General features: G+C 58.8%; 21 protein-coding genes and 1 pseudogene. 9 read left to right on the forward strand and 13 right to left on the reverse strand.

The genetic code is table 11. The annotated features are described in order from the left end of the window. Nucleotides 1-103 precede the first annotated feature (103 nt). A complete protein-coding gene (locus tag Pan181_RS03785) occupies nt 104-754 on the forward strand; it encodes an SdrD B-like domain-containing protein (protein ID WP_197528887.1) in 651 nt (216 codons plus the stop codon). An 87-nt stretch (nt 755-841) separates the two neighbouring features. On the opposite strand, the gene Pan181_RS03790 is transcribed toward Pan181_RS03785, so the two are convergent. Further along, nucleotides 842-2,215 carry a BBP7 family outer membrane beta-barrel protein gene (locus Pan181_RS03790; protein WP_197528888.1) on the reverse strand — a complete coding sequence of 458 codons (1,374 nt, stop codon included), beginning with the start codon at nt 2,213-2,215 and terminating at the stop codon, nt 842-844. 393 nt (nt 2,216-2,608) lie between these two features. Here Pan181_RS03790 and Pan181_RS03795 point away from each other — a divergent pair, with 393 nt between their 5' ends. Further along, complete coding sequence (locus Pan181_RS03795) at nt 2,609-3,784, forward strand: alpha-L-fucosidase (protein WP_145245560.1); 1,176 nt, start codon at nt 2,609-2,611, stop codon at nt 3,782-3,784. On the opposite strand, the gene Pan181_RS03800 is transcribed toward Pan181_RS03795, so the two are convergent. From Pan181_RS03800 to Pan181_RS03815, 4 genes are all read right to left on the reverse strand, one after another. Further along, nucleotides 3,781-5,133, reverse strand: coding sequence for a hypothetical protein (locus tag Pan181_RS03800; RefSeq protein ID WP_145245561.1), 1,353 nt, complete (start codon nt 5,131-5,133; stop codon nt 3,781-3,783). The two genes, Pan181_RS03795 and Pan181_RS03800, sit on opposite strands and share 4 nt — an antisense overlap. Before the next feature lie 188 nt (nt 5,134-5,321). Continuing rightward, nucleotides 5,322-5,582, reverse strand: coding sequence for a hypothetical protein (locus Pan181_RS03805; protein ID WP_145245562.1), 261 nt, complete (start codon nt 5,580-5,582; stop codon nt 5,322-5,324). A 76-nt stretch (nt 5,583-5,658) separates the two neighbouring features. Further along, nucleotides 5,659-6,366: an FHA domain-containing protein gene (locus tag Pan181_RS03810; protein ID WP_145245563.1), complete on the reverse strand. Its 708-nt coding sequence runs from the start codon at nt 6,364-6,366 to the stop codon at nt 5,659-5,661. A 359-nt stretch (nt 6,367-6,725) separates the two neighbouring features. Further along, nucleotides 6,726-7,547, reverse strand: coding sequence for a lipoate--protein ligase family protein (locus Pan181_RS03815; protein WP_145245564.1), 822 nt, complete (start codon nt 7,545-7,547; stop codon nt 6,726-6,728). A gap of 163 nt (nt 7,548-7,710) precedes the next feature. On the opposite strand from Pan181_RS03815, the gene Pan181_RS03820 reads away from it, so the two are divergent. Beyond that, nucleotides 7,711-7,893 (forward strand): hypothetical protein, encoded by a 183-nt coding sequence (locus Pan181_RS03820; protein ID WP_145245565.1) that lies wholly within the window; start codon nt 7,711-7,713, stop codon nt 7,891-7,893. Nucleotides 7,894-8,056: 163 nt separating this feature from the next. Here Pan181_RS03820 and gcvPB read toward each other — a convergent pair whose 3' ends face one another. From gcvPB to Pan181_RS03860, 8 genes and pseudogenes are all read right to left on the reverse strand, one after another. Further along, the gene (gene gcvPB, locus Pan181_RS03825; protein ID WP_145245566.1) at nt 8,057-9,523 is read right to left on the reverse strand and encodes an aminomethyl-transferring glycine dehydrogenase subunit GcvPB; all 1,467 of its coding nucleotides are present in this window, start codon (nt 9,521-9,523) and stop codon (nt 8,057-8,059) included. Between the two features lie 138 nt (nt 9,524-9,661). Next, nucleotides 9,662-11,047: an aminomethyl-transferring glycine dehydrogenase subunit GcvPA gene (gcvPA, locus tag Pan181_RS03830; RefSeq protein WP_145245567.1), complete on the reverse strand. Its 1,386-nt coding sequence runs from the start codon at nt 11,045-11,047 to the stop codon at nt 9,662-9,664. A gap of 101 nt (nt 11,048-11,148) precedes the next feature. Then, on the reverse strand, nt 11,149-11,547 hold the full coding sequence (gene gcvH / locus Pan181_RS03835; protein ID WP_145245568.1) for a glycine cleavage system protein GcvH: 399 nt from the start codon (nt 11,545-11,547) through the stop codon (nt 11,149-11,151). A 234-nt stretch (nt 11,548-11,781) separates the two neighbouring features. Next, nucleotides 11,782-12,969: a glycine cleavage system aminomethyltransferase GcvT gene (gene gcvT / locus Pan181_RS03840; protein WP_231943743.1), complete on the reverse strand. Its 1,188-nt coding sequence runs from the start codon at nt 12,967-12,969 to the stop codon at nt 11,782-11,784. Between the two features lie 155 nt (nt 12,970-13,124). Beyond that, nucleotides 13,125-15,461, reverse strand: a complete 2,337-nt coding sequence (rnr, locus tag Pan181_RS03845) for a ribonuclease R (RefSeq protein WP_145245569.1) — start codon at nt 15,459-15,461, stop codon at nt 13,125-13,127. A 271-nt stretch (nt 15,462-15,732) separates the two neighbouring features. Continuing rightward, nucleotides 15,733-16,481 (reverse strand): annotated as a pseudogene (locus Pan181_RS03850) (IS5 family transposase). Nucleotides 16,482-16,655: 174 nt separating this feature from the next. Then, entirely contained in the window at nt 16,656-17,483 is an 828-nt protein-coding gene (locus Pan181_RS03855; protein ID WP_231943744.1) for a TerC family protein, read from the reverse strand. Nucleotides 17,484-17,574: 91 nt separating this feature from the next. Next, nucleotides 17,575-18,546 (reverse strand): 3'-5' exoribonuclease YhaM family protein, encoded by a 972-nt coding sequence (locus tag Pan181_RS03860; RefSeq protein WP_145245570.1) that lies wholly within the window; start codon nt 18,544-18,546, stop codon nt 17,575-17,577. Nucleotides 18,547-18,749: 203 nt separating this feature from the next. On the opposite strand from Pan181_RS03860, the gene proS reads away from it, so the two are divergent. The 6 genes from proS (at nt 18,750) to Pan181_RS03890 (ending at nt 24,544) form a co-directional block, all read left to right on the forward strand. Then, nucleotides 18,750-20,240: a proline--tRNA ligase gene (proS, locus tag Pan181_RS03865; protein WP_145245571.1), complete on the forward strand. Its 1,491-nt coding sequence runs from the start codon at nt 18,750-18,752 to the stop codon at nt 20,238-20,240. 68 nt (nt 20,241-20,308) lie between these two features. Next, nucleotides 20,309-20,536 (forward strand): type II toxin-antitoxin system HicB family antitoxin, encoded by a 228-nt coding sequence (locus Pan181_RS03870; RefSeq protein WP_145245572.1) that lies wholly within the window; start codon nt 20,309-20,311, stop codon nt 20,534-20,536. Nucleotides 20,537-20,668: 132 nt separating this feature from the next. Continuing rightward, on the forward strand, nt 20,669-20,899 hold the full coding sequence (locus tag Pan181_RS03875) for a type II toxin-antitoxin system HicA family toxin (protein WP_145245573.1): 231 nt from the start codon (nt 20,669-20,671) through the stop codon (nt 20,897-20,899). Between the two features lie 16 nt (nt 20,900-20,915). Then, on the forward strand, nt 20,916-21,485 hold the full coding sequence (locus Pan181_RS03880) for a DUF4416 family protein (RefSeq protein WP_145245574.1): 570 nt from the start codon (nt 20,916-20,918) through the stop codon (nt 21,483-21,485). Between the two features lie 94 nt (nt 21,486-21,579). Further along, nucleotides 21,580-22,752 carry a DUF1573 domain-containing protein gene (locus Pan181_RS03885; protein ID WP_145245575.1) on the forward strand — a complete coding sequence of 391 codons (1,173 nt, stop codon included), beginning with the start codon at nt 21,580-21,582 and terminating at the stop codon, nt 22,750-22,752. Nucleotides 22,753-22,873: 121 nt separating this feature from the next. Then, nucleotides 22,874-24,544, forward strand: coding sequence for a multiheme c-type cytochrome (locus Pan181_RS03890; protein ID WP_145245576.1), 1,671 nt, complete (start codon nt 22,874-22,876; stop codon nt 24,542-24,544). The last annotated feature ends 116 nt before the right edge of the window (nt 24,545-24,660 follow it).

Consider the following 24,660-nt stretch of genomic DNA (forward strand, 5'->3'; position numbering starts at 1 on the left):
GAACTAATGAACCTGAAAACACGCGACTGACAGCGCCATGGGGCGCTCGTCTGGATGCACGGGTTCATCCATTTATAGTTTCCCTCTGATTACCGGTTCCACCATGATTCACCAACGCTTCGGCGTGTGGAGTGGTGCTTGCGCGTGGCTCGTTGTTCTGGCCTGCTGCGCAGCGCACGCCTCTGCCGCTGTTATTTCCACATCTGGCACTTCAGAACTGTCGGGGTGGGTTTATATCGATCGCAACAACGATGGCATTCTGGCTTACGAAGACGACCCCTTGCCGGAGTTCGTCATCGTCGGCGCGGAAGTCAATCTCTACAGAACAACCGGCGGCTTTGGAGTCCTGCTGGGGACGGCCGTAACCGATGATAACGGTATGTACAGCTTTAGTGGACTGACCGCAGGCACCTACTCGCTGCGACAAGTGCAGCCCGAAGCCTATTTAGATGGCCTCGACACGCTCGGCACGCTGAATATGGCGAGCGGACAAATGGTGACCGAAGACTACAGCCCTGGCATCGTTGGTGACGACGTGTTTCAAGAGATCGTCATCGGCAACAACATGCAGGGCATGTGCTACAACTTCGGCGAGCGTGGATTGCTGCCTGGCTACGTGTCGAAACGATACTTACTGGCCAAGGCCATTCCGATGCCAACCACGCCTGGCGACGTGGAAGTTCCCGAGCCAAGCTCGGTGCTACTCGTGAGCCTAGGCCTCGTGGGTGGTTGGTTCTGGATGCGGCGACAGTAAAAGCCAGCGCACACGATACTGCGCATGAAAAAAGCCTCCGACTCCCACGAGAGGAGTCAGAGGCCGATGTAGTTTTCAAAATCGATCTTAGTACGACAGCTCAAGCCCAACATCCAGGCCGTGAGCCACCATGGTGGAATCTTGCAGCCCTGGGAACGCCGGCGCGGCGCCGCCGCCCGCTTGAACGGGTGGCAGGTTGCGCGGATCGACTTCCAGGTTGGCTGGCAAGTGATCGGCGGCCATCACCACGTTGTTCCACACGACCACGTTGTAGCCAAGGCGACCGCTGAGGTGCTTGGTGAGCTGGCAACCTAGGCCAAGCCGAAAGTTCGGAATGACCGTGGCCTTGGTGTCGCTGTAGTAACCAATGTTGGTTTCCGACGAGGTGAGCAAGCCACCTGCGGCGGTGGAGCTACCAACCGATGGCACGGTGCTGACCGTGGAACCGTCGATCGTCACGCTGCGCCGATGAGCACCCACGGCCATCGCCGCGGTCCCTTCGACCCAGTAGCACGAGCGGGTCATGCGGCCTTTGAGGCCGATTTCGCCACCGTGGAATTCGTTGTCGCTATAGAACTGGTCGCGTAACTGAATCGTCGTGCCAGGTACCAATGGGGTACTCGTCGCCGGCAGCACGGTGAGGTCTTCGTAGATGCCGAGTTGCGACTTGTAGCGATAATGGCGGTAACCGCTCACCAGATCGAGATTCCATTGCGGCCCACAGGGATCGCAACTCTGTCGCAAGCAATTCTGCAGCAGCAGCGAAGCTCCGCGGAATTGATCGGTCGCGTGGATCGAAATGGTTCCATCGAGTTCGTCCGGAACCGAAACAAACTCGGCGTCGTTATCGTCCAGCTCCGTGTTGTAGAACGGACGGGCGATAATCAGCGAGCTGTCGGGGCCCTGGTTGAAATCGTAGCCATCGCCACCGACGTCGAAGAACTCGCCGGTGATGGCGATCGTCTGGCAGTCGTTGAGCCACATGCCAGCTTGCAGCCGGTAGCCGCTTCGCCAGCCGTCGCTTACTTCTTGATTACCGGCCAGGATGCTGGTGGTCGGCTCGCCGAGCACGCCTGCGAGCGTGGGATCGGTCCCATCGGGGCTGGCGGTTACCAGCGGTGGTAGGTCGGTTCCGCTAAGTTGCCACGACAGGTAATCGGCCATGAACCATAGCCGTCCGGTACCACTGAAGGCCGAACCACATTGGCCAGGCATAATGCCATCGCTACAGCCGATGTCGGTGCAGTACGCGCCGGTGTCGTATCTAATGGGACCGTAGTCACTGCCATCAAGGTAGCTCGTGTCGTATTGGTCGGTTACATAGGCGTTGGCTTCCTCGTCGGTGATGAAGACAACGTCGTCCTGCGCTTGAGCGAGTCCGGCCGTTAATGCCAGTAGTGCGAGCGCAATTACTCCCTGGACGCTTCGGCGAAGCCGAGCGTCGATCCATGCCTGAGTCATTTCCCCCCTCCGTGTAATTAAGATGCACACAACGACCCGTGTCGATGCATGCTCCGCGTGCAAACAGCTAGCGGAGAGCGCTATGTGGTTGGATCCCCCGGCGAAATGAGCTTCGCCACCAACACGCCCCCCGCGGGATGGTTGCTTGCACGGATGGCCTTGCGAGTAGGCCACTGGCTCTAGATCGACACGATCGGCTCGCAGGATGAAACGTAAATCTTGAAGAAAACAGCGATCTTTCTGACCCCGAGGTCTCGTATGCATTCGCGTGGTAACGATTAGCGGAGGATTTCCAGCTGCTAGCAGTGCGCGTCGCTGCCGGAATTCGCATGCGGTTGCTCTGTTGCAGTATACTGCGTTCTCACTCATCCCCGTTTCTTGCCGGAGGTCCCTATGCTCCCATCCAAGAACCATCCGTTGCCCACCCGGCGACAGTTTCTAGCAACCACCGCTGCGGCGACGTTGCTGCCCCGTTTGGTCCAGGCCCGGTTGCCCGACGAGACGACGCCCAAGTACCTGAGTGGCTACAGCAAGCTGTACGCGAATGATCCCCGCGCGGCCGCCAAGGCGTGGTTCGCCGACGCTGGTTTTGGGTTGTTCATGCACTACGGGATCGCGAGCTTGCTCGGGCGGGGGGAGTGGGTGCAGTACCGCGAGGCGATACCGCTCTCGGAGTACGAGTCGCTGAAGGATCGCTTTGTGGCCGACCGGTTCGACGCCGACTTCATCACCGACATGGCGCTCGAAGCGGGCATGAAGTACGTGAACCTCACGACTCGGCACCACGATAGCTTCTGTTTGTTCGAGTCGAAGCTGTCCGACTACTCGTCGGTCGAGAGTCCTGCGAAACGCGATCTGGTCGGCGAATTGGCCGAGCAGTGTCACGCAAAGGGCTTGGGGGTGTTCTTCTACTATTCTTATGCCCTCGACTGGCGGCATCCTTACTTCTACCCGCGGTCGTACTACCCGATCGCCCGCCCAGCTTACAAGCAGCCGGAGCCGCGGTATCAGTTCGCGAACGACGACGATTTTCAGCGCTACATCGATTTCGTGCACGGGCAGATTCGCGAGCTGCTCACCAACTACGGCCCGGTCGCTGGCATGTGGTTCGACCCGATCATGGGCTACTACGCCAAGCCCGATTTGTTTCCGATCGACGAAACGTATCGCCTGGTGCGGAGCCTGCAACCGCAGACGCTCATTAGCTTCAAGCAAGGAGCCAACGGCGACGAAGACTTCGCCGCGCCGGAACGCAAAGGTTACTCACTGGCCGACACCGTGCGGCAGCGGTGCGGTGATTACTCCGGCGACATTGCCGCGAAGGCGTGGGAATCGAACAAGGATAAGCACAACGAAATCTGCGATACCATGCAGCCGCAAGCGTGGGGATACAACAAGAAGAACGACAAGCAGCATCTGACCGCCGAGCAGGTGGTGGAGCGGCTCGACTCGGCTGCCAGCAACCGCTGCAACCTGCTGATGAATACCGGCCCGCTGCCGGATGGTTCGATCCACGAAGCCGACGTGCGTGCGTTTGCTAAAGTTGGCAAGCTGCTCGCAACTCGTTAGTGGAGTGCGAGTCGTTGCCGAAAACCAGCGGTCAGGGCTAGCAGGCCAAGTAATAGCCCTGGCGACGAAGGTTCGGGAATCGACTCGGTTGCGAGCGACGTGGCCGCGGATTGCAGATGGTCGCGCCACAGCGTGTAGTCGCCGAGGTCGACGATACCGTTGCCGTTGCCATCGGCGCCAGTCCCTGCGGGACTAATGGTTCGCCCAAAGTCGCGGCGCCATTGTTGGTAGTCCGACTGATCGATGACCCCGTCGAAGTTATAGTCGCCAGTGGCTTGCTGCACCGGGCTTAGCAGAGTATCGGGCGTGAGAAGCAAGAGTAAGGCAGGGCTAATGTCCTGATCGAGTTTGCCAAGAGCGAGCACGTAGCCTTCGTCGTTTACTGCGACTGCGCGTTCGTAGATGTAGTCGCCACCGTCGGCGATTTCGTTCAGGTCATACGGTGTCCAGCTATCGTCCGGCTCCTGCTGCCAAAGCGTCGCAAGCGGTTCCGTTGTGGCGGTCGCTTTCCAGGAGTAGCCGACAATCAGGCCCGTGTTGTTGAGATCGTTGGCCGAAGCGTACTCTACTCCTCCCTGGCTGGGTAGCGAAAGCTGTTCGATCGCTGCGCCTGCAACGCTGACAAACGGTTCGGGGTTGAAGTAGCTGATTTCCGGCACCACCGCGTTCCCGATAACCACGCCCAGGTCGTTGATCGCAGTTGGCGAAACGCTGCTTCCAAAGCTGTCGAGCACAATGCTACTGCCGTCTGGCTGCCACCGGATGCCTTGCGTAGGCCCATCGGTCCGTTGCCAGCCAACAATCTGCCCAGCATCGTTGATGCCCATCGCTGCAGCTCGTGTCGCCAGGGGGGTGAAGTCGAGAAGCGTGTTGCTGTCGGGGGTGCTCAGCACTGCATGAGTCACATAGTCGGAGGAACTGCTGCCGGTGCCTTCGAGTGTGGAGTCGCCTACCGCAATGCCGGCCGAGTTCACGTCGTTCAAATGGCTGTATCCCACACTCCCGTTATAGAAATGGCAGTCGTCGCGATCGCAAGTGGTGTACCACCAGTAATAGGTGTCTAGGGGAGGGAGCGATTGTTGTACCCCTTGCTCCACACGAGCTGCGTGGTCGCCGTACGCCCCTTCGTATTGCCCGATGCAGCGATCGCCACTTTGCCCCGTCGGCATGAATGTCGTGGAGGCTCCCACCGGGGTGAGTAGTGGATAGTGATCGAATGTCGGTAGGGTAGCCAATTCAGCGGGCGACCAGTTGGTAATGTCGGTGACCGTGTACTGGGGCTGGCCCAATGCAGTGGATGCCAAGAGCCAAGCGATTGCCAGCCGAACACCAATCGAGAAAGGCGACATAATGGCGCTTTCGATAGGAGGAAAAGAACGCGAAGACCACGCGGAGTCGTAGCGTCCTTTCACGGTAACCGAAAAAGCGTATCGCGTGATACAACCAATAGGTCGACTATCGGTAAAAAGCTGCCTAGAAACAGCCAGATTCTCAGCGCATGAGCCCACTCGCTTTGGCGAGTGGACTCAAGGTGAGGTCAGTCGAGCACGTCGTGAATCGTATCGCGCAGCTCTTCGCTCGAAACTTCGCGGAGCGATTTGCCACGGTTCTCGAGTTTCTCGGTGACGCGAATCACGGTTTCACGCATCATGCCGTGGGTTTCTTCCGAGCCGCCAGCGAGCAGAAAGTCCTTCGAGCGGGTCAAGCGTTTGTGCCCATCGTCGGCATCGAATGCCAGACCGAGCAGCGCAGGCCCCTGCGTAGGCGGAGACTTCGGTAGTCGATTCTTGTTGGACATGCTAACTCCAGACAGGTAATTGCAAACGGACCACGATCCAGCATCGGATCGCGGAGGGTGTGCCAGTTACCCAATTCTAGCGCCGACGCGCCATTTCGCGTAGGATATCAGCGGCCGCCTCGCGGCTGTCCTTCGACTGCTTCTTGGGAATCGGGGGCAATTTGCCGAAGGTTCTTTTACCTTTGGCTTTGGCCTTCTCCTCATCCAATTCCTCGCCTAGATCGCCCTCGGCAGCTTCTTCGGATCCCTCAGCGGCTTCAGGCGACTGTCCATCGACCGGAAGTGGGGGGATCGCAGCGACCGTGTGCGTCTCGTCCATGCGGAACGATTGGGTCTCGCGGGTCGCCGCCGAGGTGTCGGGCGAGGGACCCAAGAGCCAACGACTGATGTCGTCTTCGAACACACCGCTACTTTCGGCGTCGGGCGGGGTGGTGGCTGCACGGGAAACCGCGTCGGCCACGTCCTTTACCTTCGGCTTCTTGGTGCGGTTAATATCTTGAGCGGCATCCAGGCGGAACTCGAGCGTACCGACTCGGATCTCGTCGCCATGGTTAAGCGACGTCTCTCCGTCGATCTTCTCGCCATTCACATACGTGCCGTTGCGGCTACCGAGATCGCGAACCGTTAGCCCACCGTCGACCCGGGTAATTGCGCAGTGGTGACGGCTGATCGCTTCGCTCCCGGCTCGCAACGTACAGTCGCTAGCCCGGCCGATCACGAACTTCTCGCGTTTCAGCGGGATTTCCGTTCCTTGTTTGGCACCAGCCAATACAATTAGCTTCATTTGCTATCGCTCCTGCCTCATCCGTACCTGTGGATAAAACGTCTGACAAAATAGTCCGGCAAGGTACATGTACAGATTGGCAACAAGCCTCCGAACGGGGGTGACGAAAGGGCTGCTTCGCACACGGCGCTTCGCAGAACCTAACATCGGCATGAGCCTAGCTTGGGGATAAAAGGAATAGGATTTGATAATGGTCCACCAAGCTAAGTCCTTACTTTAAATTTTAGTAAGGCCTAGTAATAGAGACTCCTGTCGATTTTCGTTGTTTTTCACCAATAAAACGGTTTTTCGAGCCAAATTCTAGGCTTTTCGCGCTAAAATTTCTGCTATTTAGTCGGGTGTAGCCTAACCCGGTTAATCTATCGGCGACGAGTCCAGCTTTCATCGGCGAATTTCGTCGTCGCGATTTCGCCGATCGCTTGTTGCTCGTCGGAGGAAAAGGGGGTGCCCGGTTCGATTTCGAAATCGAGCCGCTGCACGAGCAAGTCCAACCACCATTCGACCAGAAGTGGGGCTGTTATTGCAACTCCGTTTTCCACACTTTCGCAAAGCTGGGCAATCCCAGGTAACTCTGGCGCATGGGGCGACTGCGACAGCAGCACTCCACCATGTTGCAGTACTGAACCGCGATGCTTGCGCTGAGCGCTTCCACACACCTTATGGGTATCGGGTGGAAGCATAACCGAAGATTGTGATGATTTGGAGAAGAGGACATCTCCCTTTGCTCTACGCAGAAAACAAAGGAACGGTTCGCCCCCTGCGCGGGGTAGGCTTTCGGGACAACGCAAGAAGCTAGTCGGCGAAAGCTGGACACCTTGCGCAGTGAGATTGCTGAACAGCGCATCAATAAGGGTGAGATGAGCCGCGTCGTACAGCGCCTGCGTATCGCGTGCTAGCGGATGCCCGGCCGGCACCGCCAGCGAGTAAGTGAGTTCGTGGTGATGCACCAAGGCCCCGCCGCCGGAGGCTCGACGTACGAGTGGCAGTGGCTGGCTCGTTGCGTGCTGCTCGCGATCGACGTGCGACTGAAAGTAACCGAGCGACAGCGTCGGCGCTTCCCACTCGTAGAATCGTATCGTTACGACCCCTTGGTCGGACGCTCGCTGCAGCAACCATTCGTCCACCGCCATGTTCCAAGCACCAGCCTGGGGGGGATCGATGATGAGTTGGCACTTGGTCATGAGAGGGATATCACGCAGAGACACAGGGGACGCGGAAGGGGATGGAATGGGGACAGCGTGTTATCTGGGGTAATAGGAACAATAACGATACTAATTCCCATAATCCGTATTGGTCGACGAATAACAGCAAAAGCTATCCGTGATAACGAGGAGGTTGTTTGAAATGGAAAACGAGCAAAACACGCAGGTTCGCTTCAAGCTCTTCGAGAGTGTCTCGAAACCATGGGCCACCATCTGTCAGGAGGCTGCGGACTTTGCTTCTGGAATACCCGAGGAGAGGCTGATTTCCATTTCGCACTCTCAAGAAAGCATCAAAGGCATCGTGATCGTTTGGTATCGTAGCTAGCCGTTCTATCGCTCTCAGGCATACCGCGATCAGCTTCACCATCGACAACGACCACTACAACCTCCCGTTATAGGCTTGGTGCACTTCTGCCGCCGAAACGAAGCTGTGGTTGCTTCGGCGCGGAGAGTTCTCTACTGTCTCAGCGACTTGGCGAGACACTCCACTACATGCAAGACAGGCACGGGTTGCGGGCTGCGGCCACTTCGTTCGGCCGGCTGATATCGGTGGAGTGCGGGGCTTCGTGCAGCAAGTCCGCATCTTCGCCGACGATGGTCCGCAGCGTTTCGGCAAACGCGTCAAGCGTTTCCTTGCTTTCGGTTTCGGTGGGCTCGATCATAATGGCTTCCTTCACGGTCAGCGGGAAGTAAACCGTGGGAGCATGGAAACCAAAGTCGAGCAGTCGCTTGGCGATGTCCATGGCCGAAATGCCACGCTCGGCCTTGAGTTTCGAGGCCGAAGCAACGAACTCGTGCATGCAGCGACCGCCCTGTGGCACCGGCAAGAAGTCTTTGACCAGCGACAGCAGGTAGTTGGCATTGAGCACCGCGTTGTCGCTCACCGCCCGCAAACCATCGGGGCCGTGGGTGCGAATATAGCAGTAGGCTCGTAGCAGGACGCCTGTGTTGCCAAAGAAGGCCCGCATTTTGCCGATCGACTTCGCTGGAGTCTCGAGCGAGTAGTAGGTCTGCCCAGCGTTGTCGGGGCACTCGCCTTGCTCGACCACCGGGCCAGGCAGGTACGTGGCTAGTTTCTCGACCACGCAGATGGGGCCCGCGCCAGGTCCACCGCCACCGTGCGGGCCGCTGAACGTCTTGTGGGGATTGTAGTGCTGCATGTCGGCACCAAAGTCGCCGGGGCGAGTCACGCCGAGAATGGCGTTCATGTTCGCTCCGTCGAGATAAATCAGACCGCCACGGGCGTGCACCGCGTCGGCCAGCTCGCGCATGTGGCTTTCGAAGATGCCAACCGTGTTGGGGTTGGTGATCATGAACACCGCGATGTCGTCGTCGAGCTTCGAGTGGAAGTCCTCCATATCGACGCCGCCATCGATGTTCGTCTTCACGGTCACGCTCTCGAACCCTGCCATCGCAGCGCTTGCAGGATTGGTGCCGTGGGCGTTGTCGGGCACTAGCACCTTCTTGCGATTTTCGCCGAAGTCGTTGAAGTACGCGGCCGCTACCAGCAGGGCGGTCAGCTCGCCATGAGCCCCCGCGGCTGGTTGCAAGCTGCACGCTTCGAGGCCCGAGATCTCCTTGAGCATCTCCTGCATGCCAAACAGCATCTCGAGCATGCCTTGCTTGGTTTCGTCGGGCTGGTAGGGATGCACTTCGGCAAAGCCCGGCATCGCCGCTGCCCGCTCGTTACGCTTGGGGTTGTACTTCATGGTGCAACTGCCGAGCGGATAGAAGTGCGTATCGACGCTCATGTTCAATTGCGACAGGTTCATGAAGTGCCGAATTACCTGCGGCTCGGTCACTTCTGGCAACTCGGGCGACGACTCGGCCAGTGCCGAAGCTGGCAGCAGGCTCGTGACGTCCGCGGCCGGAACGTCGCACTCAGGCAACACCGCCCCACGACAACCAGGGCGGGAGAGGTCGAAGATCAACTTAGTGTCACGAGTGTTTTTCATGGGGAGGTCGGGTGGGATAGCGGAGGGCTAACGGCAGAGAGAACGGAGTGGCCGAAACGATAAATCTGGTTCGGCGCGATGCAACGATCTCTCTGCGGTGATGGATGCCAGGAGGGAGTCGGGGCTACGGGGGGGCGATTAAATGCCGGCCTGAATGAGCTCGTCGGCCGACGCCTTGGCGGCACCGGTCTGGAGCACTTCGACCAGGGCATCCAGTTGGGCGCGGGTCCGCTTTTCGGTCACGCACACCAACATGCAGTCGGCCAGGTTGGGATACCAACCGCCGAGCGGAATGCCCGCCAGATAGCCTTCCTTCGCAGCGTCGGCTACCAGGTCTTCCACCGCGTTCTCCTTGTCGCGAACGACAAACTCTTTGAACGTCGGGCTGTTGAATACCAGCTCGAAGCGGCTGGTCGAGTCGAGCTTATCGGCCAGGTAGCGGCTCTTCTGCAAGCAGAGGTTGGCCACGCTCTTCAAGCCTTCGGGACCAACGAGCGATAGGTACACCGTGGCTCGCAACGCAAACAACGCTTGGTTCGAGCAGACGTTGCTCGTCGACTTCTCACGGCGAATGTGCTGTTCGCGGGTTTGCATGGTAAGCGTGTAGCAGGGGTTGCCACGACGATCGGTCGTGGTGCCGACTACGCGACCCGGTAAACGACGGATCAGCTTCTCTTTGCAGGCCAGGATGCCAAGCACCGGGCCGCCATAGCTCATCGGCGTGCCGAGCGATTGACCCTCGGCCACTGCGATGTCGGCACCCCAGTCGCCAGGCCGCTTCAGCAGGCCAAGGCTAATGGGATCGAACACGCCGATCATCAGGGCACCCGCGTCGTGGGCTACCTGGGCGACGGTTTCGGCGTCCTCCAGGCAACCGAAGAAGTTCGGATGCTGCAGGACCACACACGAGGTTTCGTCGTTGACCACCGAAGTGAGTTCGGCGATGTCGACGGTGCCGTTCTCGGCGCCGACCGTGACGACCTCGATGCCAAGATTGGCTACGTAGGTGCTAATGGTCTGACGGTACTCCGGATGCACGCTCGCAGCGACCACTACGCGACCCTTGCGGCGAGTAATGTCGGCGGCCATCAGCACCGCTTCCGCGGCCGAGCTGCCACCGTCGTACAGGCTGCAGTTCGATACATCGAGCCCGGTGAGGCGGGTGATGAGCGACTGATACTCGAACATGGCCTGCAGGTTGCCTTGCGACACTTCGGCCTGGTACGGCGTGTAGCTCGTGTAGAACTCGCTTCGCGAGGCCACGGCATCCACGGCTGCTGGCACGAAGTGGTCGTAGCTGCCGCCGCCGAGGAAGGTGACCGCGTTCGAACCATTCAGGTTCTTCGCTGCAAGTCCGCGAATGTGCTGCTCGAGCTCCAGTTCGCCCATGGCCGGGGGGATATTCAAAGGGCGGTCGAGACGCAGTTCGCTCGGAATCGACTGAAACAACTCTTCGATCGATTGGGCACCAATCGCCGCCAACATGGCCGCCTGGTCGTCGGACGTGTTATAAAGGTAAGGCATGAATGGATCGTGGAAAGCGGAGTTCGGATAACGAAACAATCAACTTCTGGCGAGCTGCCGCGAGGGTGGTTGTCGGCAGCTCACCAGGACTCTGTGCACTTCTAGTGGGCTTCTTCTTCGCACGCTTTTTGGTAAGCGGGGTAGTCCATCAGGTCGCCCAGGCCGGCTTCGCCGCTGAGCTTGATCTTGCACACCCAGCCGGCGCCAAACGGATCGCTGCTTAGGATCTCGAGCTGGTCGGGCAGGGTTTCGTTCACGGCGATCACTTCGCCTTCGACAGGACTATAGAGGTCGCTCACCGCTTTGACCGATTCGATTTCGCAAATCGATTGCTGCGGCTGAACCGCGGTGCCCACCTTGGGGAGTTCCATGAACACCAGGTCGGTAAGTGCTTCGACCGCAAACGCCGACAAGCCAACGGTAGCCACCTTGGCTCCGTCTTCTTCGGTCAGCAAAACCCATTCGTGTGTCTTGGCGTAAAGCAGTTCTTCGGGACTCATGGTTTTGGTTACTCCTGTTAGGTGATCCATATCGCAAAGCCCAGGTCGTGCTGAGGGAGTTTTCGGCAACAGAGGAATCTCCGTGTCGAAGGCTAACAAGTGTCAGCTACTGAGTTGCGATTCGTTTTGTCGATGATTGAGATCCTTCTGTCGCCAGGCTTCATCAGGATCAAGGTTCTTGGGGTGTTCTCTGCTGTCTCCGCGTCTCTGCGAGAGATTCCTTAAGCAATCCTTCTACTTCCCACGTTCGTAAAATGGCAGTGGTACCACGGTCGCGGGGATTTGGGTGCCGCGGATGTCGACCGCCAGCGGCGTGCCGATCGCGGCGGCTACCGGCTTTACATAGGCCATGGCCAGCGGGCGTTCGAACGTTGGCGAGTAGGTGCCACTGGTGACCGTGCCCACCGGTTCGTCTTCGTACATTACCGGGCATCCCTCGCGGGCGGCTCGGCGACCATCCATCTGCAGGCCCACACGCACGGGGCGGGAGCCATCCATCGAGCCAGCAAGCACTTCGCTGCCGATGAACTCGCGATCCTTCAGGTTCACCGCAAACTCCAGCCCGGCTTGCCAGGGAGTGATGTTCTCTGAAAGCTCATGCCCGTAAAGCGGCATGCCGGCTTCGAGTCGCAAGGTGTCGCGGGCGCCGAGGCCAACGGCCATGCCGCCGGTTTCGCTAATCGCGTCGTACAGCGTCTGCCAAACTTCCAATGCGTCTTCCGCGGGGCAGATGATCTCGCAACCATCTTCGCCGGTGTAGCCAGTTCGGCTGACGTAGCAGTCGTGTCCCAGCACCTGGCTAGCGATGCCGCGATAGTAACGCAGCGACGTCAGCTCGGCGAAGACCAGCGGGTCGGCTTTCTCAATCGCTTCGGGTCCCTGCAACGCAATCATTGCGGTCGAGGTGGTGAGGTCTTCCACCCGGGCGGCGAACTCGGTCTCGCGATCCTTGAGCCAAGCGAGAATCTTCTCGCGGTTGCTCGCATTGACCACCATGTGGAACTCGGGCGGTTGCGGCATCGACTGCAGTTCGCCATCCCAGCGATACACGAGCACGTCGTCCAGAATACCGCCGGCTGCGTTGCAGACCAGACCGTAGCGAATTTGGCCCGGTTTCATGTCGATGATCCGGCGGGTCACCATCGCATCGAGGAACTTGGCCGCTTCGGGACCACGGATTGCCAGCCGGCCCATGTGTGAAATATCGAATAACCCCGCTCGAGTGCGGGTTGCATTATGCTCGTCGACAATCGATGCATACTGCACCGGCATGCTGAAACCAGCAAAGTCGACCATGCGGCCGCCATGCGTGGCATGCCAATCGTGGAGCGGCGTCTGAGCCAGGGAAGAACCGGTCGACATAGCTAAGTTACCTTGGCGGAGGTCGGGCACCAGAATCGGGGCGGGGAGGTAATACCGCATTCTAGTCGGTTAGTGCCTGCAAGATAGCCCCCGCCCCGGTTGGAACCGGGCGAGGATTTGCCAGCGGGGCGTCCCGCACTGGTAGTTCCAGGTTCGTCCTGGCCAAGCTGTCGGGGGGCTTTAGTAACAGCAGCCCCGTGCTGGTCGACACCTCGCTAGCGGCGGCGTTTTTTGCCTTTGCCGCGCGACTCGCGCTTGTCCTTTGGTTTCTTGCTGCTCTTGCTTTTCTTTTCGGAGCTGCGGCCGGGGGGAGCCTGGCTGCGGGCGACGTGTCCCAGCACCCGGAAGTCGAGCTCGCGGGCCTCTACGTCGACGTTCGCGACCGCCACGCGGACGATATCGCCCAACCGGTACGTATTGCCAGCCTGGAAACCGGCGATCGAGTGACTATCGCGATCGAATTTATAGAAATCGTCCCCCAGCGACGAGATGTGCACAAACCCTTCGGCGGGGATCTCTCGGCCGGTCACGAACAGCCCAAACCGCTCGACCCCGGTGATGATGCCCTCCATCTCGAGGCCGATCTTGTTCTCCAGGAAGTGCAGCAGCTTCACTTTGGTCAGCTCGCGCTCCGCATTGGTCGCCCGCTGCTCGCGTTCGCTGCAGTGGTCGCCCCAGATGAAGTACTCGTCCATGCTCTGCGGTGGCTTCTTGCCCGAGTTCAGCGCGTTGATCAGTCGATGGATCGTGAGATCGGGATAACGCCGAATCGGCGACGTGAAATGGCAGTAGCAGTCGGCCGCCAGGGCGTAATGGCCTTCGTCCTCGGGACTGTAGGTCGCTCGCTGCATCGACCGCAGTACCGCGTAGTTCACCGCATGGCGTCGCGGATCGCGTTCCACTTCGTCGAGCAGACGCTGCAGTTCGAACCGGCTCTCCAGGCTCTCGACCTTAAAGCCTAGCTCGCGGACGAAGTTGGTGAGCGATTTGAGCTTGCGACTGTCGGGATCGCCATGCACCCGACGCAGGAAGATCAGCCCCGCGTCGCGAAGCTTGGTGGCCACTGCGATGTTGGCCGCCAGCATGAACTCTTCGATCATCTGATGGCTCTCGGTGTTCACCTCGACGTGGGCGCCGCTCATGCGGCCTTCGTCGTCGAGGTCGATTTCCACTTCGGGCATCGACAGTTCCAGTGCCCCCGCAGCGAAACGTCGCTTGCGAAGAATCATGGCCAGCTCGAACATGTCGCCAACCAGCTTGTCGACTTCTGGCGCGAGTTGCAGGTGATCGACCTTCTCCGGACCAGGGCGGTCGACCAGCTTATTGGCCGACAAATATTCGTCGATTTCCTCGTAGGTAAAACGCCGGCAGCTTTTGATCGCGCTCTTAAACACCTCGGCCCCGATCGGCACTCCTTCGGGCGATAGTTCGATTTCGCACGTCATCGCGTAGCGAACTTTATTCGGCTGCAAGCTCGCCAGGTTGTTCGAGATAATCTCTGGCAGCATCGGAATCACGGTGTCAGGCAGGTACACGCTGGTTGCCCGATCGTACGCTTCGGAGTCGAGCGTCGTCTTTTCCGGCACAAAGTGGCTGACGTCGGCGATGTGCACGCCGAGCAGCCAGTGCTGCCCGTCGCCATACTTGCTGTCGATCCGACGCAGCGAGATCGCATCGTCGAAGTCGCGGGCGGTCGCCGGATCGATGGTCACGATCGTCTCGCCGGTGAGGTCGCGGCGGTCGTCGCCGATCGACTCGTCGAACTTATCCGCCTGGGCGTGCGAGTCAGCAATCACCTCTTCCGAGAAATCGCCCGGCAGGCCGAACTCGTAGATGATGCTCATCGTATCGACTCCCGGCTCGCCTTTGCTGCCGAGCACCTGCACGATCACCGCTTCGCCGTCACGGGTGTGCGAGGGGAAGCGAACCATGTCGATCACCACCTTGTCGTCAGGCTTCACGCCTTTGGCACCAGGGTCGCCGACGTAGATCGCGCGGTTGAATACCTTGCCATCGACTTCCACAAGGCCCATGTCGGCCTTCTCGAAGTAGGTGCCGACGAACCGACTGGTCGATCGCTCGACCACTGCGACCACCCGACCTTCCGGCTTGCCTTTGTAGCCCGACTTTTGGTCGATCTTGATTCGCACCGTGTCGCCGGTGTGGGCGTCGAGCGCGGCCCGCTTGTCGATATGGATGTCGGCGTCGCGCCCAGCACTCGCGGGGGTGCCGGTGGGGCGGACGAATCCCTCGCCGGTCGACACCCGGCGGAACGTTCCCACCACTTGATTCGAGGTATCTTCCTTCTTTGGCTTCTTCTTCGGTGCCAGGTTCTCACGGGCCGGGTGGCCCTCCTCGGCAGGCATCACCAGATGGCTCGGACCGTATTCCAACTCGCCCGCCTTGACCATCTTCTTGATCACCCGTCGCACCACTTTTACCTGGTCCTCCTCCAGCAGACCGAGACGCTCGGCCACCACGGCCGGTTTCACCGGACGATAGGCCGGTTGCCGGGTGTAGGCGAGAATTGCTGCACGTACATCGGATTCCATAATCAGGGAGGGGTCGAAGGTCAGGATTCGGGCGTGAAAGGGCGCAGGCAAAAAGCAAAAGCCCCAGCCGGCGAGTTACGCCTCGCCGGAATACCTATATATTACCCTGTTTACCGACGAGTGGTTAGTGCGTGGGGTTCGGAATAGGGGGCAAACCTCCGAGGGCACAGAGTAGAACACTGCCAGTGCGGAAAAAAGAGGAACGCTAACATACGCTAATATTCACTAATCTTATTAGCGCCTATTAGCGAAGATTAGGTCGTGTTGACATTCATGCCAAGCTGATCATGAGTGACGCCAGGCAGAGGAATCCATCGTAGTTTCGATCAGTTTTATCGTATCGTGTAGCGACCCTACGGTAGTGTTTTAACCGGTTGAAGAACCGCTCCACGACATTTCGGAGTTTATAGCGTGTGCGATCGTACCTTTTCTGTCGAAACCCACGGCGAGTCGGAATCACCGGCTTCGCGCCTTGGCGACGAATCTGATCGCGAAACCAATGGCAATCATACCCTTTGTCGGCGACGACGTATTCGGGAGTTAGTCCTTCCAGCAGCGTTTCTGCTTGGTGCATGTCGTGTCGGTTGCCACCCGTCAAAGTCAGACGAACCGGGCGGCCATCGCCCGTTACCGCGGCGTGGACTTTCGTTCCCCAACCTCCGCGCGAGCGGCCCATGGCTTCGCCACCGAGCCCCCTTTTACGCCCGCTGCGTGTTGATGGGCTCGGACCGTTGTCGAGTCGAGTAGCAAGTGCTCCAAGTCGGGCTCTTCGCCCAGAGTCTCCAAGACTTGCCGCCAGACGCCACGCTTGCACCATCGATTGAAACGCTGAAATACCGAATTCCAAGGGCCAAAGCGAGTGGGAAGATCGCGCCACGGCGCGCCTGTGCGGGCGATCCACAACACCGCGTTCACGAACCGACGATTGCTCGCCGCGGTTCGACCGGGATCGCCGGATTTGCCAGGCAAATGGCCTCGAATCTTCAACCATTGTTCGTCTGTCAGTTCGTGCCGTCGCATCTATTCGCTCCTCCATGAGCAGGTAGGGGACGACACCGTGATACCATTTCGACAAAATCTACGCTACATAAATGTCAACACGACCTAGTCTTCCCCCTCTGAGTCCTCTGTGGTGAACAATCGCCTCGCCCTGCGTTTCGCCACGGGCATGGGGATCGCTCCGCTTGTCGAGCCTTAAGCCTTCGCGTGCGCCGTTTCGGCTTGCTTCATCGCCTGCAGTTTCTTCTGATAACGGCCTTGGACGATGTCGATGATCACCAACACGGCGATCACAAAGTAGAACGTGCTTTTCTGCATGGCGTGCACGTGGTAACTAAATAGCACCAACTCGGCGTGTTCGCCCCCTTCGGACACCAGGAGGATGCCGACGATAAACAGGATGAACAGGCCGAGTACCTCGTACAGACGGTTCTTTTTAAGGAAGTTCGCCACGGTGTCGGCCAGTACGATCATCAGCACGCCGCTAATGACGATGGCGGTGGCCATGATCCAGAAGTCGTGCGTGAGGGCCATGGCCGACAGAATGGAGTCGAACGAGAACACCAGGTTCATCAGGACGATCCAGAAGATCACAAAGCCGACGCTCTTGCGGCTGCCTTCTTCGGCATCCTTCTCGAAGTGATCGATGGAGATCATGTGGTGAATCTCCTTGACCGCGGTGTACAGGATGAAGACTCCACCGGCCAGCGATACCAGGCTGTGGAAGTTGAAATGTCCCGACGTGTAAATGGCGGCAAAGTCGAACTTCAAGATGTCCCACTCTTCGAGCGCCTCGACCGCGCCGAGCACGATAAACAGCAAAACAATCCGTAGCACAATCGCCAACCCGATACCCATCCGTCTCACGTACTGCTGCTTGTCCTCGGGCGCGCGTTTCGACTCGATCGATATGTAAAGCAAGTTGTCGAAACCGAGCACTGCTTGCAGCAGGATGAGCATCAGCAAGGTAAAGAAGCTCTGAATCGGGTTATCGAGAATCGGCTGGATCGAGAACATTTCCATGGGCGGTCTTTATTTGGTCCGTGGTCGGGGTCGTTCGTATTTCTTGCCTTGAATCGCACAGCCGACGAGCAACGCGTCGTCGGAACTCCCTCTACTCTTCGCCGGCACCTTTGTAGAGCTTTCGTCCGAGGTTGCCAAAATATTGGGTCCAGTTGCTGTCGCTGTTCGGGCAATCGGCAATCAGACTGCTAAAGCTGTTAATCTTGGCGTCGAGGTTATCGAGGTGGTGCAAGGCGACCGCTTCGAGGGTCATCGGCAACTTCGCGCTGCCATACTCGTATTCGCCATGATGGCTGATGATCATGTGCTTGATCTCGACCGCGAGCGACTTGGGGAAGGGTTCGCCGCTCAGCCGCTCGGCTTCGATGATCTTCGCATCGAGCAGGCTCATTGCCATCACCATGTGACCTAGCAGCTGACCTTCGTCGGTGTAAGAGATCTCGCGCTCGTACGACAATTCGTCCACCTTCGAGGCATCGTGCAGGAACGCGCCGATCAGTAGCTTGTCGCTATCGAGTTGCGGGTAGCGGGGGGCGACGAGCAGCACCAACTCCATCACGCTCACGACGTGTTCCAGCAACCCCCCTTGGTAGGCGTGGTGGTTCTTCATGCCGGCCGGGGCGCGGGTTAGCTTGGCCATGAACGCTTCGTCCATCAGGAAGCACTCGGCCAGGTTGCGCAGCTCAGGAGTCTTGATGCCCCGCAGGATCTCGGCTAGGCGTTTGGCGTACTGGTCGATCTCGGCTGGCTGACGAACCATGAAGTCGCCCTCGTCCACCTCGTCGGGCCGCGCGCGGCGAATGCTGTTGATGATCAACTGCATGTTGCCTTGGAACAGCTGGGTGCTGCCGTCGATCATGACGTAGTCGCCGTTGTCGAAGTCCTTGTAGTCGCGCTCGCTGGCATTCCACAGCCGGGCGTCGATCGAGCCGCTGCGGTCGGCCAGTTGCAACTGCAGGTAGTAGTTGCCGTTGCGGTTGGGCCGCAGGTTCTTGTCGGAGGCCAGAAATACCTGCTGGACGTGTTCGTTATGGGCAAACTGCGTAGCGTAGCGACGAGACATAGGGCAGGGGGCGGGGTCAGAGTTTGGTGGTCGGGGACTCGAATGGTAACACGTTTTCACCCATTTCGCCTACCCAATGAATCGAGTCGCAGGGCAGGGCGGACCCAGAGGGCGGACTCGGATTTAAGTGAAACCACAACTGCTCTAGAATAGGGCCTCCCGTGTTTCCGAATCCCGTTCCCCCTTGGATCCCCCACCCTGCTATGTCCGCGATAACCCCCACCCGTGCCGAAGACTATCCCGAGTGGTACCAGCAAGTGATCAAGGCCGCTGATTTGGCCGAAACGTCCGACGTGCGGGGCTGCATGGTGATCAAGCCATGGGGATACGCCATCTGGGAGAACATCCAGCGGCGGCTCGACGCCATGTTCAAGGCGACCGGGCACGAGAATGCCTATTTTCCGCTGTTTATCCCAATGAGCTTCCTTGAAAAAGAGGCCGAGCACGTCGAGGGATTCGCCAAGGAATGTGCGGTGGTTACCCATCACCGGCTGGAACCCGATCCCGAAGGCGGTTTGCGTCCCGCGCCGGGCTCGAAGCTGGAAGAGCCGCTAATCGTCCGCCCCACGAGCGAAACCATCATCGGAGCGACCTTCGCCCGCTGGGTGCAGAGCTATCGCGACCTGCCGATTCTGATCAATCAGTGGGCCAACGTGGTGCGGTGGGAGATGCGAACCCGCATGTTTCTGCGGACGGCCGAGTTCCTCTGGCAGGAGGGGCACACGGTGCACGCTACCAGCGAGGAGGCCCAAGAGGAAACCCGCCAGATGCTGGAAGTGTATGCCGACTTCGCCGAGAACACGATGGCGATGCCGGTGATCAAAGGTCGCAAGACCGCCGGCGAACGGTTTCCTGGAGCGGTCGATACCCTCAGCATCGAAGCAATGATGCAGGACCGCAAAGCCCTGCAAGCTGGCACGAGCCACTTCCTGGGGCAGAACTTCGCGAAGGCCCAGGAAATCAAGTTCCAGGCTGAGTCGGGCGAGCTGACCTACGGCTGGACCACCAGCTGGGGCGTTTCGACCCGTTTGGTCGGCGGATTGATCATGACCCACGCCGACGACGACGGCATGGTCATCCCTCCCAAGCTCGCCCCCGCCCACGTGGCGATTCTGCCGATTTACCGCAACGACGACGAACGCGCCGAGGTGCTGAAATACTGCGATTCGCTCAAGGCCGAACTCGAAGCCCAGACCTTCGACGGCGCGCCGGTACGGGTGAAGCTGGACGATCGCGATATTCGTGGCGGCGACAAGAAGTGGCAATGGGTCAAGCGAGGGGTTCCGTTCCGTGCGGAAGTCGGACCCCGCGACGTAAAGGGCGACGCGGTCTTCCTGAGCCGCCGCGATGTGGATGGCAAGGGGAAGGGAACCCCACGCGGCGAGTTCGTCGGAACGATTGCCAGCGCATTGGAAGAAATGCAGCAAGGGCTGTTCGACCGCGCGGCCAAGCTCCGCGACGAAGCCACCTGCGAAATCGATACGATGGAGGAGTTCGAAAAGTACTTTGCCGAAGACGCCCCCGGCGGGCTGGCTTATTGCCACTTTGTGGATGGCCCCGAAATGGAAGCCAAGCTCAAAGCGATGAAACTGACCGCCAGGTGCATTCCGCTCGAAGGCAAGCCAGAGAAAGGCAAGTGCATCTTCACCGGCGGCGAAAGCCAACAACGCGGCATCTTCGCTCGAGCTTATTAATGGCTTGTTGCTGCGTAGAGAGTACAATAGTGGAAGCGGATCGCATTTCGTAACTAGCGAGTTTGTATATGAATTCCTCGACGCTTCGACAAGTGGTTCTGTACCCTGACCATGAAGATGGTGGCTGGGTGGCGGAGGTTCCGAGTCTTCCCGGTTGCATATCGCAAGGGGAGACTCGTGAAGAAGCTCTGCTAAACATCCGGGACGCGATCGATACTTGGATTGACGGAGCGACTCAAGTGGGGATGGCAATTCCTGAAGATGGACTCGATGTGCAGGTCTGTGTTGTTCAGTAAAAATAACGCACCATGCAGGGTGTCCCGAATGGGACATGCTGTGTGATGTGTTTGGGGCACCGTGTATGGTTGGATTATGGCACCTAAAGTAATCCGAGATTTCCCAATACACACATGATCAATAGTTGCTAGATGAGTAAACAGCTTCCCGTTCTATCGTCTCGCGAAGTAATCAAAGCTCTTGAGAAATCGGGCTTTTATACGATTCCAAATCGAGGCAAAGGGAGTCACGTCTTTCTGTATCGCGATGATCCTCCCAAGGGGATTACGATTCCGAATAACAGGGAACTTAAGCGGGGGACGCTCCGCGCGATCATTCGTCAGGCGGATCTGACGGTGGAAGAGTTTCTCGCTTTGCTTTGAATGGATGCTGGTACCCATGGGTTCTCTCAATCCCCCCCGACCTGTGTTGCGGCTCGTGCCGATGGTGAGTCGGTACGACGACGCCCTTGCCTGGGCTCGCGAGCGGGTGCAGCAACAGTGGGGAGAGCTGGCCCTGGTGAGCCCTGCGTTCGTGTTTAACGATACCGACTACTACGACGACGAAATGGGCACCGAGCTCAAGAAGCAGTTCGTCGTGACCACCCCGCTGATGGACCCCGCGACACTGCCCGAGGTAAAGTGCACCACCAACCTGTGGGAAACCGAGTACGCCCAGGCGTCTGGTCACCCGGAGCGGCGTCCCCTGAATCTCGATCCGGGCTACATTGCCGAAGCGAAGCTAGTGCTCGCGTCGACGAAGAACCACTCGCACCGTATCTATCTGTCGCGGGGAATTTACGCCGAAATCACGCTAGGCTACGGCCGATCGACCGGCTGGAAGGCGTTGCCGTGGACCTATCCCGACTATCAGCGAGACGACTTTCAGCAGTTTTTTACCGAGTGCCGGATGCTACTGCGGAAACTGCTCCGCGAGCGGCCGCCGGGCGAGGAAATCCCGATTGTTTGACGCCGGGCGGTAGGTCGACCTAGAATCGATTAATTCCCGCTTGCTTACGAGCGGCGTACCAGCGTCCCTTCCGTCTCCACGGCTTCAAATAACCATGCGTGCATTACCGATTGCTGTTCTCTCCATTCTGTTCGGAAGTGTCCTGGGAGCGGTCTCCGCTTACTGGAGTATCGGCCCACAGAAATCAGCGAGCGACATCGCGGCCATCCGTGGCGACATCAACGAGGTCGAGGCCAGCTATCCGAAGATCTCGGTGGATGCCTTACATCATGACTTCGGCAGCATGCAGCGCGGTACCACCCGTTCTCATGCTTATCGGGTAACCAACAATGGCGACGCCCCGCTAAAGCTGAATGTCGCCAGCACCACCTGTAAGTGCACCGGTTGCGATGTCGGCGACGGCATCGTCGATCCCGGCGAGACCATCGATGTGACCCTGGAGTGGATCGCCAAGAGCAATCCCGGCACATTCCGCCAGACCGCGACGCTCGATACCAATGATCCCCGCGCCCGCCGAATCGAACTCACTGTCGAAGGCCAAGTAACCACGGTCACCGGACTGCAGCCCGAAGAGTTCTTCTTCGCAGGTCTACATGCTGGCGACGAGCAAGTCGAGTCGGTCTATCTGATGGGCTACGAGGACGAGAATCTCACGATCGAGTCGGCCAAACTCGCTGATGCTCGAACCGATGAGTGGTTCGAGGTCAGCTACACCAAAGTCGACAACGACGAGTTACCAGCCGACAACGCCAAGGTGGGCTATCGCATCGATGTAAAGACGATTGGCAACCTGCCGCTCGGCCCGCTGCATCATTGGGTGACCGTAAAGACGAATCAAAAAGAGAACAGCGAGTTCCAGATCCCGATCCAAGGTACCGTGCGCGGTGATATCGAAGTCACTGGCCCTGGGCTTTGGAACGACGTGACCAGTGCGGTCCATTTTGGCGACGTGCAAAGCGAAGAGGGCGCTGAAGTCAAACTGTTCCTCACTGTCACTGGTGGGCATGCCAAAGAAACCACGTTCGAAGTTGCGGAGGTCGATCCCGAGACGCTCGAAATCGAAATCGGCGATCCATTGATCCTGCGGGACGAACTGGTGAAGGTGCCACTCACGGTTCGTATTCCCAAAGGGCTGCCGCCGGTCATCCGCAATGGCTCCGACCTCGGCGAAGCCGGGCATGTGGTCCTCAAGACAAATCACCCCATCAATCCCGAAATTAGCTTCGGGGTCCGTTTCGTGATCAAGCGCCAGAGCATTACAAAATAATGGTATGGCCGGTTATTCCAGCTAGCACTGGCAGGGGTGGAGATGTTGGCCGCTAGCACCGAGAATTTCGAATACGGTGCGATACTATGTGCGATTCCCTTTCCCCAACCAGCACCAACCCATGACTAAGCACGATGCTACTCGCCGTTCGCGGCCCTACCTGTTTGTACTCCTACTGTTCGCAACCCCCATGTGGGCGGCCTTTGCCTTCGGTACTAAGCCCGAGAGCGAGTCGCAAGCGGCGGAACTGACCACCGTAAAGGTGCCCGAGAAGTTCGAGGCCCACTTTGTCGCCAAACCGGTTGTCGACCAACCGGTGGCCCGTGTAGCTGCTGGCGGCGGATCGAAAGTCGATCCCATCAAAGCTAACGGGCGGATCTTCGAAGGCTGGGCCAAGCCCGATTTGGCCCTCGTGTTCACCGGCGAGCAAATGGGCTTCTTCGAACCCTGCGGCTGTGCGGGGCTCGAGAACCAGAAGGGTGGCTTCAAGCGGCGGATGACCATGGTCAAAGGGCTCCGCGAGCAAGGCTGGCCGCTCGTGCTGATGGACGCCGGCGGCTTGGTCCGTCGATTCGGTCCGCAAGCGCAGATCAAGCTTGGCAAGAGCTTGGAAGGTCTGGTTGAGATGGGCTACGAGGCCATTTCGTTCGGCGACAAAGACCTGCGACTCGACATGCTCTCCGAGGCGGTGAACCTCGATCCCAATCCGCTGTTGTCGGCCAACGTCGGTTTAGTAGATTTCGAGGCGGGCTTCACCCAGCGGTTTCGCGTCGTGGAGCGGGCGGGTATGAAGATCGGCATCACCAGCGTGATGGGCGAACAAGAAACCAAGAACGTTAGCTCGGTGTCGGATCTCGTGGTGCTTCCGCCGGAAGAGGCCATCGAGCAAGTGCTGCCAGAACTCGAAGCCGCCCAGTGCGACGAGCTGATCCTGATGGTCTACGGCAACGCCGAAGAATCTCGCGAACTATCGAAGAAGTTTCCGCAGTTCCGCTGGGTCGTGGCCGGCAAGGGTGGCGACGAGCCCCCTAACAAGCCAGCCCCGATTGTTGAATCGGGGGCGCGGCTCATCGAGGTCGGCCACAAAGGTATGTACGTCGTAGTGCTCGGCATCTACAAGCAAGGCGATCCGAAGTACCGCTACCAAAAGGTGCCGATGGATCACCGCTTTGAAGACGCTCCCGAGATGGAGCGGTTGATGGAACAGTATCAGAACCAGCTCAAAACGCTGGTTCAAGCGGCCGGCAGTTTCGAACCTCTCACTGGCAAGCCCCAGCCGTTACCGGAAGAGGGAGGCGGCTACGTCGGCAGCGATACCTGCGCCGACTGTCATGTGGACGCCTGCGATGTGTTCATGGCCAGCCCGCACGCCCACGCGACCGAAACGCTGGTGAAGCTCGATCCCCCTCGGCACTTCGATCCCGAGTGCGTGAGTTGTCACGTGACCGGTTGGAATCCACAAGGCTTTGCTCCGTACGTGACCGGGTACGAGAGCCTGGAAAAGACCCCGCATCTCAAGATGCAAGGTTGCGAAAACTGCCATGGCCCGGCCAAGAGCCACGTGGAAGCTGAGCTTGGCGAGGTCGATGCGACCGACGAAGAGCTTGAGAAGTACCGCGCACTACTCCACATGAAGGTCGTCGAGAACGAAGGCAACATGGAAGGCCAGGTGCTTGGCGACGTGGTGAAGAACTGCCTGGAGTGCCACGATCTCGATAACTCGCCCGCGTTCGACTTCCAGGAGTACTGGGACCGCGACGAGAATCCCGTGAAGCACGAAGGCAAGTACTAACGCTTGCCGAAGGCGCCCTCCGCCACGTGTTGGTGGAGCACCGCTGCATTCAAACTCGCCCCACGAATCGAAGGCAAAAGGTTCGTGGGGCTTTTCTATGCGCTGTTACGGATGAC

This window comes from Aeoliella mucimassa, assembly GCF_007748035.1.
GTDB classification, from domain to species: domain Bacteria; phylum Planctomycetota; class Planctomycetia; order Pirellulales; family Lacipirellulaceae; genus Aeoliella; species Aeoliella mucimassa.